The sequence below is a fragment of the Arachnia propionica genome (assembly GCF_900637725.1).
GTDB classification, from domain to species: domain Bacteria; phylum Actinomycetota; class Actinomycetes; order Propionibacteriales; family Propionibacteriaceae; genus Arachnia; species Arachnia propionica.
Window position 1 is genome coordinate 1,093,295 of record NZ_LR134406.1, and the last position, 12,111, is coordinate 1,105,405.

General features: G+C 63.1%; 3 protein-coding genes. All 3 read left to right on the forward strand.

Annotated elements, in window-relative coordinates:
• Positions 1 to 2 precede the first annotated feature (2 nt).
• The 3 genes from EL272_RS04805 to EL272_RS04815 are packed head-to-tail and all read left to right on the forward strand — an operon-like array spanning position 3 to position 11,976.
• Entirely contained in the window at positions 3 to 839 is an 837-nt protein-coding gene (locus EL272_RS04805; protein ID WP_073970054.1) for an enoyl-CoA hydratase/isomerase, read from the forward strand.
• A complete protein-coding gene (locus tag EL272_RS04810; RefSeq protein ID WP_061787729.1) occupies positions 836 to 3,784 on the forward strand; it encodes a beta-ketoacyl synthase N-terminal-like domain-containing protein in 2,949 nt (982 codons plus the stop codon). The genes EL272_RS04805 and EL272_RS04810 overlap by 4 nt, the downstream gene beginning before the upstream one ends.
• Complete coding sequence (locus EL272_RS04815; protein ID WP_061787728.1) at positions 3,781 to 11,976, forward strand: SDR family NAD(P)-dependent oxidoreductase; 8,196 nt, start codon at positions 3,781 to 3,783, stop codon at positions 11,974 to 11,976. Before EL272_RS04810 ends, EL272_RS04815 begins: the two co-directional genes overlap by 4 nt.
• Positions 11,977 to 12,111: the final 135 nt, after the last annotated feature.

Below are 12,111 nucleotides of genomic sequence, written 5' to 3' on the forward strand. Positions count from 1 at the left end.
CGATGACACGGTCCGGGAACGGCGATGCCGGTTTGCGGGGACACAGCTCCCCGGCCTGCGTTGAGTTGAGCATCGATGGGCGTGTGGCTCTGCTCAGGCTTAACCGCTCGGAGTCAGGTAACAGCATCAGTGCTCGCATGGTCGCCGAACTGTGGGAAATGTTTGATGAAGCTGAGGCGAAGTGCAGCGTTCTGGTGCTTGAGGGAGGACACGAGGTCTTCTGCGTCGGAGCTGACTTGTCCGAGTACTCCAGCTCGGAGGATGCCCCAGACGATCCGGGCTCGCTGTACCGCTTGTGGGCCCGGATGGCAACCGGTCCCTTGCTCACTGTTGCGCATATCCGCGGACGCGTGATGGCCGGGGGAGTCGGATTCGTTGCAGCCTCCGACATCGCCATCTGCAGTGTCGAAGCGACCTTTGCTCTCTCGGAGCTCTTGTTCGGGCTCTACCCCGCGATGGTCCTCCCATTTCTGATTAGGCGCATCGGCCGGCAGCACGCCCACTACCTAACCTGCACCACTCAGCCGATCGGCGCCCAGCGGGCCGAACAATGGGGCCTGGTGGACGAAGCCACCCCCGACACGAGGCGGGCGCTGGGCCGGTGTCTGTCGCGGCTGACCCGGGTTCCCAGCGAGGCAATTCAAACGTACAAGGACTACCTAAATGGAGTGACGGGCCCCATCTGCGAACATGAAGCACGTGCCGTTCGAGCGAACCGCGAAATGTTCCTCAATTCCGACAACCTTCGCCGGATAAGCGACTTCACCACCCTCGGGCTCATGCCTTGGGAGCGGGAGTTCGCTGGTGTGAGGGCAGGCCTGGGAAGGACAGTTTCGTGACTACCCAGATCGCTGAGACGGCCCGTGTCGCCGCGCTCCGCAACCGACTCGTGAGGGAGATCCTGGCCCCTGCTACGGGTCTAGCACCGGAGGTCGTGGACCGAGCCGGCTCCATCCGCTGTATCGGGCTGGGTTCCGTCGACTACGTCGAGATCATCCGACTCATCCGACATCACCTCGGGGTCGCCATCCCTGCGTCGAAGCTGTTCATGCATCACAACATCAATGAACTGGCGGGTTACCTGGTGAATCGTTTGGACGGCGGGACGGGGCAAGAGGCGACCAAATCGGTGCCGCAGCAGTTTACCGGCGCCCCGGTGCAGAGTCGTGCGGGGAAAGAACTGGGGACGCGTCAGGTGGCGATCATCGGCGTAGCCATGAATCTTCCCGGGGACATCAGGGATCTCGACGCTCTATGGAGACACAGCGCACGACAAGGAGACGCCGTGACTCCGATCGCTGACTCTCGTCCCGAGATTCTGAGGGATCATCTCCGGAACCACAGCTCCCTCCTAGGGTTCCCTGAATACGCTGCGTTCACATCTGACATCCGGGCCTTCGACGCAGCCTTCTTCGGAATCTCACCTGCCGAGGCTCGCGCCATGGATCCTCAGCAACGCAAAATGTTGGAGCTCACCTGGCACGTGCTTGAGGACGCCGGTTACCGGCCCGCGTCCCTGGCCGGTGCCCCGGTGGGAGTGCACTGTGCTGTCAATGCCGTCGACTACGGCGAGCTCCTGATCCAGGAGCCCCAGATCTTGGAATCTCTTGGTCCTTTCGCCGACCCTGGGGTACATCCATCGATGATCGCCAACCGTGTGTCCCGCTGGTTCGGCTTTTCCGGTCCCAGCGAGACCTACAACACGGCCTGCTCGAGCTCCTTGGTCGCCCTGCATCACGCGGTGCGGGCTCTACGTGACGGCTCGTGTGAGCTTGCGATCGCGGCGGGCGTCAACGCCCTTCTCAGCGCTCGCGGCTTCCACCAGATGAACCGTGCTGGAATGCTGTCGCCAGACGGGCGCTGCGCCGCCTTCGATCACCGGGGCAACGGATTCGTCCGCGCCGAGGGATTCGTCGCGGTACTGCTCAAGCCCTTGGAACTTGCGTTGAAGGATGGGGACCGTGTCCTAGCCGCCATTCTTGGTACCGCGATAGGGCATGACGGGCGAACCGATTCCTTGCGTGCCCCCAACCCGGCCGCACAGCGCGACCTTGTGATGGCCGCGATCCGGGACGCCGATGTCCCCGCGGAAACCATCAGTTACCTGGAAGCCCACGGTACCGGGACGGCTCTCGGTGACCCCATCGAGTTTGAGGGCCTCAGTGCCGCCTTCCAGCGACTTGCTCCAGGCATGCCGGAGGGCTCATGCGTCCTCGGGTCGGTCAAGACGAACCTTGGACACCTGGAGGCGGCGGCAGGACTAGCTGGTGTTGCGAAGGTGCTGGCTTGTTTCGCGCGGCGTGAGCTCCCAGGGCTCGGCCATTTCGAGCGGTTGAACCCCAACCTCGATACGGGCGGCTCCCCGTTCCGGATCGCCACCGCCAACGAGCCCTGGCAGCCGGATGGCGATGCGACGCCGCTTCGCTGTGGGATCAGTTCGTTTGGTTTCGGCGGTGCCAATGCCCACGTGATCCTAGAGGGCGGGTTCGACGCCGCGTCCGTTACCCGGGATGCCATTCTCCCCGTGCTCCTCGTGCTGTCGTCGTGTACCGCGGATGGCCTGCGCGCCGAGGCCGGCGCTTTGGCGGCGCACCTGGCGAGCCACCCGGAACGGGATCTGCGAACCACCGCGCTCGGTTTGATGGCCCGCCAGCCTCTTGAAGAGCGGTTGGCATTGATCGTCAGCGACCGGGACGAGGCCATCGCGCGGCTCGCAGAGTTTGCCGATATCGGAACCGCTTTTAGGATCCGTTGCGGGCGAGTTCCCACGAGCCATGTTCTGGCTTTGCCTACGCCGGGTACCTCCGCTGACGCCGTGAGTGATTGGCTCAACTCAGGCAACCTCGAAAGTGCCCAGGAGAGCTGGCTCGCGGGTCACCAGGTGCCGTGGGACGGACTGGGGTTCATGCCGGAGGCCGCTGGTCTGCCGGGACATGTCTTCGCCAAGACCTCGTTCTGGTACGACGACGTGCCTAGTCCTGAGTGCCCCAGCCTGGATAGACGGCTTCACCCGCTGGTCGCCTACAACACCTCAACCTTTGCGGAGCAGCGGTTCCGGATCGCCCTAGACCCGGCTGATGTTCTCGCCCGGCACCGCCAGGTGGACGGGGTGGCGTCGATGCCCAGTTCCGCACTGCTGGAGGCCGCGCGCTTCTGTTACGAAGTCGCATGCGGTGCATCCGGTCCTGTGGTCCTATCCGATCTCCTCTGGGCTCCCGAACAGCCGACGGCAGGACCCCTTGACATAGTCCTGGTTCCCTCCGGTGATGGCGCCGACTTCGATTTCCTCGACTCCGACGGCGCAGTGGTGTGCCAAGGAACGATCCGCGCCGGGACGCCGGCAACGCGCAGCGCGGCAAATTGGGGACTGGAGATTGTCGACCCAGCTGGCATAGCTGAAGAGTTCGCGACCGCTGGACTACGGCACGGCCCAGCTTATGGCTGCATCGTTGCCCTCTCGCTGGGTGAGCGGATGGCCTCAGCCCGGATCCGGTTGCCGGAGACCTTGGCCGCCCTTGAACAGCCGTACACGATCCAGCCGATGCTGCTGGCACGGGCGCTCGAGTTGGCCTGGCTCGCAATGAGACGGGAAGGGCTGGCGAGTAACACCACAGAGCCCTCGTATCTGGGCGAGATGGCTGTTCATCAAGCCATGGGACTTGAAGCCGACGTCGACGTGCGGGTCGGGTCGAGCGGCTGCGACATCACGATCCGCAATGAGGAACAGATTCTGGCGACTCTGACTGATGTCAGGTTCACCGAGATCGGACAGGTACAACGATGATGAAAATTCAGGGATCTACACCGCTTGCCCAGAAGAACGTCGCCTTCGAATCGGTGGCCTCCGCGCCGCACACGGGTGCGTTTCTGACGCACTGTCGGCAGCGCCCGAATGATGAGTTCCTCGGCATGCGCGACGCGAATGGAAACACCCGGCTGCTCTCAGGGACGAACCTTGTGGGAGCCACCGCGCGCATCGGCTCCTTTTTGGAGAACTTCCTTGAGCCACAGCAGCGGATCCTTATAGCCATTGATGATGGTCTCGACTTCTCGCAGGCCTTCCTCGGCTGTCTTCACGCGAACGTCACCGCCGTCGTCACCGCCACCAGCAACTTCACGGCGGACGACTGGGAACACCGCATCGGCCTACTCGTTGAGGATGCCTCCGTTACGGCCGTTCTCGCTGACGAAAGCACGGGGAGGCTCCTCAACGCCTCCAGGTTCCTTGACATGCTCGACATCTTGGAGTTCGACGATGCTCTGAAATATGAGGGTGAGCTGCGCGACCAGCGGCCCGTTGACGACGAAGACGTCGCACTCGTGCTCTACACCTCAGGTTCCACATCCAATCCCAAAGGTGTGTGCCTGACTCAGCAAGCGTTGTGGGACGGCGCCTGCGTGCATGCCGACTGGTGGCGCGTGCAGTCGTCGGACACGGTGTCGACCTGGCTCTCCAACGCCCACATCTTCGGACTCCATCTCAACCTGCTCGTTCCGCTGGCCGCTGGCTGTCGCAGTATCCAGCTTCGAAGCGACCTCTTCCTCGACGACCCGGTCGAGTGGCTGCGGGCGCTGCAGGCCGAACAGGCCACGCACACAGGTGCTCCGAACTTTGCGTTCGAACTTGCCGCACGCTGCGTTGCCGACCAAGCCCCCGATCTCGACCTCTCCTCGCTGAAGGCTGCCGTGTGCGCGGGCGAGCCGATCCGGTCGGCGACCGTTGCCGAGTTTTCTCGAACCTTGGGCTCTCGCGGGTTCAACGAGCATGCCTTCTGCCCTTACTACGCGGCGACCGAGACCCAGGCGATCACCGGTGCCCGTGCCGGTGAAGCCGTCCGTGAACTGCACGTCGACCCCCAGGCTCTGCTCGGCGGCTCCGCCATCGATCAGCCCGTAGACCAAGGCGGCCGCGCTCTCGTATCGTGTGGCAGGCCGGGGTCACACACCACCGTTCTCATCGTCGACGAGGCTGGAAGGGTCCTGCCCAGCCGCAAAGTCGGGGAGATATACGTAAAAACCCGTGACGTCGCCACAGGCTACCTGTCGGACCCGGAACTCACATCCCAGGTTTTCGACATGGGTGTCGACGGCCAGACGGGCTTCTACCGAACCGGTGACCTTGGCGTGATCGTTGACGGGGAGCTGTTCATCGTCGGACGCATCAGGGACATCCTGATCGCTGGCGGGAAGAACCACCACCTCGCCGACCTCGAGGAGACCGTACGCCGAGGCGTTCCCGGCCTTCCGGGGCGCACTGTCCTGGTCGCCGTGGACGATGAGCAGGCAGAACGGTTAGTCGCTCTTCAGGAGGCGGTTGAGACCCTCCCGGTTGAGGACATGCAGGACTTTTGCGAGCGCATCGTATCCGCACTCTCGATGACCCACGGGCTATCAGTCCATGACGTCGTAGTAGTACCGAGTGAGGCGTTCGCCGCATCGGCCAAGCTTCGTCGGCGAGAGCTTGGCCTCCAGTACCTTGAGGGGACTCTTCCTACGCTCTACAGCCGCCGCGGCGGCTTCGTCCCGAGGCCACCGCTTCCCGAAGACATGACCCTGGGGACCGAGCAGTGGCTCCCCGCACCCCATCCGGCTGCCGGACAGGGTCCTCGGGGCGCCACCCTCGTCTTCCTGGACGATGATCAGCTCCGCAGCGCCCTGGCAACGCAGTTCCGAACCCTCGGAATTGATGGTGAGTTGATGTGGGCTTCCGACATGAGCGACGGCCTAACCGGGCAGATGTCGGATGCCGAGCTGGCCGACCTGGCGCGTCGCGGTGGTGCCGTGAACGTCCTGCATCTGCATGCCCTTGAACGCCCCGGCATGACGGGTTCTCACCAACTTCCCCTCCGACTCCTCAGATCATGTCTCCGGGTAGGGCTGTCCCCCGAACGCATCATGATCGCCTCCCGGATGGAGAATGATTTGGCGCGCATTCACGTCGACTCGTGGATCGGTTTTGAGCGCTCCCTTAAGTGCATCCTTCCCGAGACGCGCCTCCAGATACTTGGTCTAGATGCAGAATGCACCGATGTCGCGGCTGTGGTGGCGTCGGAATGGGCAACGACCGAACCGTCCAGCGCCTTCTACGTGCAGGGGAGCCGGCTCATCTCCCAACAGCGTGATGCTGAGATCGGCCTGACCGGCGCCTCGCGGATGCGTCGTGGAGGCACCTACCTCGTCGTCGGTGGGCTCGGGGGCATCGGAATGGCCTTGGCCGAGCACCTGCTGACGGATTGGTCGGCCAACGTCGTACTCGTCGGCCGTGGCGCACCCCGACCCGAGGTAAAGCGAGTTCTGTCCGGGTTGGGATGCCCGGATCGGATCCTGGTGTGTCGAGCTGACGTTTCTGATTCGGCGGCTATGGACGCGGTCGTAGCGGATGTGCTGGCTCGCTTCGGCGACCTTCACGGTATCTTCCACGCCGGCGGGGTGCGTCCAGACAGCACTCTGGCGGAGAAGACCGACGAGCAGTTCCAGGCAGCTGTCGCCGCCAAGACCGACGGAACCCTTGTGCTCCAACGGCTGGCCGAGCAGCTCGATCTCGACTTCGTCGTGCTGTTCTCGTCGAGCGCCGCCATCGTCGGTGACTTCGGGGGCTGCGACTACTCCGTGGCCAATCGGTTCCAGATGGCGTGGGCGACCGCGCCTGCCTCGGGTCGCACGCATCGTCTTGCCGTCAACTGGCCGATGTGGGGCAGTCTCGGTATGGGAGAGGCGGACGAGGCTTCTTCGGCGCTGTCCGTCAGCATGAATGGACAGCGTCTGCTCCAACCTGCGGAGGGGCTGGCTGTGCTGGACCGGCTCCTCGAGCAGCCTGGACATCAGTACTCTGTCACGGTCGGGCAGCAGAGCTCGCGGCCGAGTGTTGTGGTAACAAAGACGGCTTCCGAGGCTGGGACCGCCGAGTCTCGGCCAGCCCCTACATCGTCGCTTCCCATCAATGCTCAGGTGGAGTGGGAGATCAAGGAAGTGATCGAGGAAATCCTCGCCGTCGCCCCATCAGACATCGATTCACAGGAACCTCTGCGGGATCTCGGATTCGATTCCGTCGCTCTAGTCGAGTTGGCGGGCATGCTCAACTGCCGGTTCGACCTGGCCCTGACGCCCGATGTGTTCTTCTCGCACAACACAGTGGCGCGCCTCGGAACACACTTGCTGGAGCAGCACGCAGACCGACTCGAAACACGCTACGGTGCACGCCGAAACGCAGCGACGAACCCAACCCGCGGCTCCCTGACTCGCCGGACCCGTTCGTCGGGCCAGCGCTTGGTCCCCAAGGATGGTCCGGTCGTCGAAGCTTCGTCGACAGACAACGTGGCGACGATTGCCAAGAGTTCTGCTGCCGCCTGGGTGACCGAGCCGTTGGCGCTCATCGGGCGTGCGGGACGATTCCCGGGTGCCCGCGACGTCGATGGGTTGTGGGAGATCCTGTCGGATGGCCGCTGCATGGTCGCCGAGCCGCCACGTGATCGAGCTGGCTGGTGGCGTGACGGCGAGGAATCCATCAGGTCGCTTGCCGCCATCGAGGGGCCTGGGGAGTTTGATCCGTTGTTCTTTGAGATTTCGCCGCGTGAGGCGGAGGCGATGGATCCGCGGCAGCGGTTGTTGTTGCAGGAGATGTGGCATGCGTTGGAGGATGCGGCGGTTGGGTCGCGGGAGTTGTCGGAGTCTCGGGTTGGAGTATTCGTTGGTATCGAGGAAGGGGACTACCAGCGAGTTGCCGGTGATGCTGGGACGGTGGCGTCCAATCACAACGCGATCCTGGCTGACAGGCTGTCCTATTTCTTGGATTTGACGGGGCCAGCGATGGCGATCAATACGGCGTGTTCGTCCGGGTTGGTGGCTTTCCATGAGGCGTGTAATGCCTTGCGTGCCGGTGAATGTGATTTGGCTGTTGTCGCCGCGGCGAACATCCTAGCAACATCGGAGCTGTATGACGCCATGTCTCGGGCTGGGATGTTGTCGGCTTCTGGGGTGTGTCGGGCTTTTGATGAGCGGGCTGATGGTTTGGTGCCTGGTGAGGCTGTGGTGGCTGTGGTGTTGCAGCGTCGTGATGAGGCGTTGCGGCGGGGGCGTCGGGTATTGGCGTCGGTGTTGGGTTCTGGTGTGAATGCGGATGGTCGGACTAATGGGATTACGGCTCCTTCGGGTGAGGCGCAGGAGTCGTTGATTCGTGGGGTGTTGGAGCGTTCGGGTGTTTCTGCGGATCGGGTGGGTCATGTGGTGGCTCATGGGACTGGGACGCGGTTGGGGGATCCGGTTGAGGTGAATGCGTTGGTGTCGGTTTTTGGTGGTGGGTCGTGTGTGGTTTCTTCGGTGAAGCCGAATGTGGGGCATGCGTTGGCGGCGTCGGGTTTGGTGTCGTTGGTGTCGTTGGTTGAGGGGATGCGGCATGAGTTGATTGCGCCGTCGATTTTGTGTGAGTGTCCTAGTGATTATGTGGATTGGGATTCGTCGGGTTTGGTGTTGGCGCGTGAGGGTGTGGCGTGGCCTGCGGGTGAGGGGGCTCGGATTGGGGCGGTTTCTGCTTTCGGGTTTAGTGGTACTAATGCTCATGTTCTCCTCGAAGCCGGAACCACGCTTTTAGAGGAGTTGGTGCCCGCCCCGGACGAGGCGGCGAGCGGGGCCTTGGTTCTCGCCCTGTCAGCCTGCACGGACGAGGTGCTTACCGTTCAGCTTGAGCAGCTCGCGGAATGGATGAAACGGTACGGTAACGACGAGGCCGTCCTGCCAAAGGTGGCGCACACGTTGCAGACCGGACGGCATCTGATGAACCATCGCTGCGCAGTCATCGCCTCGACGCTTGAAGAAGCAATCGTCCAGCTCAAGCGCGCCGCCAAGGGGGAGTCGGGCCGTGGCATTCATCGCGGCGTGGTGGATCGTGGTTTTGAGGCGCGCCGCCACCTCCAGCAACTCGTCGACCAAACGCTCATCCCAGACGCGGGCCCTGAGCGGTTCGAGGGCGTGAGCCTGCTTGCGGACCTGTTCTGCCAAGGGTATGACATAGGCTTGGCGCGGCAGTTCCCAGGGATTCCGGGCATTGTTTCCCTACCCGGCTATCCGTTCTCGCGCGATGTCTACTGGCTCGACGGCCGGGCAAACGGGCGAGCGATTGAGTTGCATCCTCTGGTACACAGGAACACCTCCCGGCTGGGGCGCGTCAGCTTCGAGTCCTCTTTCGACGCGGCTCCCGAGGCGATTGCTGCCCTTGAAATGGCGCGCGTGTCCTGTCTGTTGGCACTCGGACTCAACTCCGGCGACGTGGTTCTGACCGATGTGCAGTGGGGCGGCCCGCTGAGCACCGAGATGAGCATCAACGTTCAGGAGGGGAACGGCTCGGATCTCGAGTGGGCCTTCAACGATCCGACGGGCCGGATCCTCGTCCAAGGACGTGGACATGTGAGTTATGAGGAGTCGGTTACGCAACGCCGGCCCCTCAAAAGCCCGGACGTGGTTGAAGCCCCCGCACCCCGTGCCTACGACGAGACGACGGACATTGGGATCGTTCAGGTGCTCGCCACCATGTGTGGCGCCCTGGCAGGCGGCTCGTCGCTCTCCCTCGTAGACCTGGAATGGACGGCCCTTCCAGCCGCTGAAACCAAGATCACGAGGATTCGGACCCGCGCGCGCTGGACCGGCGACACGCTATCCGGTGACGCCGACCTCCTCAACGAGGACGGTGAGGTAATCGGCTCTGTGCGCGGGCTTCGTGGCGAATTGCGCAGGGCGGCCAGATCTTCGCAGGGACAGTGTCGGGCGGGTCACACAGACGGTCACGGCCTTGCCGCCCGGGTGGCGGACGATATCCGTCAGGTCATGGCCTCGGTCCTTGGTCTTCCTACCAACCAGATCGACGACGGCGAGAGCCTTGCCAGCTACGGATTCGACTCGCTTCGACTGACCGAGCTGGCTCGTGAACTCGGCGCGCGCCTGGGAGCGAAAGTCACCCCAGATCTGTTCTTCAGGCATCCCACTATCGGTCGGCTGCGCGATCACTTCACCGCGATCATCACGCCCTCCAGCAGTGAGGAGAGCGAAGTCGTGATGACGGACGAGGAGACGGTCGGCAGAGCCGTGGAACTCACCGGATGGCCCACCCGAAGCACGGGCGGTGCCCGTGAACCCGTCGCGATCGTTGGCATGGCGGGACGATTCCCGGGTGCCCGCGACGTCGACGCTTTCTGGAAGCTGCTCGCCTCCGGGACTAGCGCCGTAGCGACCCTGCCCTCGGACCGCCGGCCCTGGTGGACCCGAGCCGAGTCCTCCGGCGCCCCGTTGCGGGCCGGCTGGGTCGAGGGGCCGGGGGAGTTTGATCCGTTGTTCTTTGAGATTTCGCCGCGTGAGGCGGAGGCGATGGATCCGCGGCAGCGGTTGTTGTTGCAGGAGATGTGGCATGCGTTGGAGGATGCGGCGGTTGGGTCGCGGGAGTTGTCGGAGTCTCGGGTTGGAGTATTCGTCGGTGTCGAGGAGAGCAACTACCCACAGCCCTTCGATGAGCAGCCCCTGACCGCCAACAGTAACTCGGCCTTGGCCGGTCGGCTGTCCTATTTCTTGGATTTGACGGGGCCAGCGATGGCGATCAGTACGGCGTGTTCGTCCGGGTTGGTGGCTTTCCATGAGGCGTGTAATGCCTTGCGTGCCGGTGAATGTGATTTGGCTGTTGTCGCCGCGGCAGCGCTGCTGGCCAGTGAGAACGATTACCTGGTTATGTCTCGGGCTGGGATGTTGTCGGCTTCTGGGGTGTGTCGGGCTTTTGATGAGCGGGCTGATGGTTTGGTGCCTGGTGAGGCTGTGGTGGCTGTGGTGTTGCAGCGTCGTGATGAGGCGTTGCGGCGGGGGCGTCGGGTATTGGCGTCGGTGTTGGGTTCTGGTGTGAATGCGGATGGTCGGACTAATGGGATTACGGCTCCTTCGGGTGAGGCGCAGGAGTCGTTGATTCGTGGGGTGTTGGAGCGTTCGGGTGTTTCTGCGGATCGGGTGGGTCATGTGGTGGCTCATGGGACTGGGACGCGGTTGGGGGATCCGGTTGAGGTGAATGCGTTGGTGTCGGTTTTTGGTGGTGGGTCGTGTGTGGTTTCTTCGGTGAAGCCGAATGTGGGGCATGCGTTGGCGGCGTCGGGTTTGGTGTCGTTGGTGTCGTTGGTTGAGGGGATGCGGCATGAGTTGATTGCGCCGTCGATTTTGTGTGAGTGTCCTAGTGATTATGTGGATTGGGATTCGTCGGGTTTGGTGTTGGCGCGTGAGGGTGTGGCGTGGCCTGCGGGTGAGGGGGCTCGGATTGGGGCGGTTTCTGCTTTCGGGTTTAGTGGTACTAATGCTCATGTTCTCCTCGAAGCCGGAACCACACTGAGTAGTGATGGCCTGCGGTGGGAACAGGCTCCGTCCCCCGATTACTCCCTCATCGTTCTGTCGGCCCGTACGGAAGAGGCCCTTGATGTGCAACTCACCCAACTTGCTGATTGGCTTGACGGCGATGGGGCACGGGTACCGCTGCCAGCGGTCAGCCGGACCCTCGGCGAGGGCCGGGTCCATCAACAGTGCCGATTCTCCCTCGTCGCCACCGACACGGCAGATGCGGTTGAGAAATTGCGTCGTGAGGTGCGTCAGGAGCGTCCTGCGGGGAGCCATCGAGGCCGAGTGCGCCGAGGTTTCCAGCCCAATCCGGCATTGGCGCGAGTGCACGCGGAACTCATCGCGGGAACGCCCGGCACCGGCGGTGACGAACTGCAAGCACGTCTTGAGGCAATAGGGGAGTTGTTCTGTCAGGGATACGAGCCCGATTGGTCCGGTTTCTGGACCGGTAGCCGGCCTGAATTTGTGGGACTTCCGGGCTATCGCTTCGCAGCGGAGACCTATTGGGTAGAACCACCGAACTCCTGCGAGCTGCCCGCAAGTCTTCTAGAGCTAGAGGAAGACACGTCGACCTGGTCGATCGAGTACCAAGACCTATTCCCGGACGACACCTTCGTTCGTTGACTCCCATCATCTTGAAAGGCACAGAAATGATCTCCCAGGCGCTCGCCTCCCAAACAGCCTCTCGGACACTCGGGCTCGAGAGCCAACTCGGCTTGGCTAGAGCTGCGATTCATAAGGCTGTCGGGCAGAGGGAAT

Coding starts and splice junctions, on each gene's coding strand:
- EL272_RS04805 (WP_073970054.1), top strand. CDS start 3: ATGACACGGTCCGGGAACGGCGATGCCGGTTTGCGGGGACACAGCTCC.
- EL272_RS04815 (WP_061787728.1), top strand. CDS start 3,781: ATGATGAAAATTCAGGGATCTACACCGCTTGCCCAGAAGAACGTCGCC.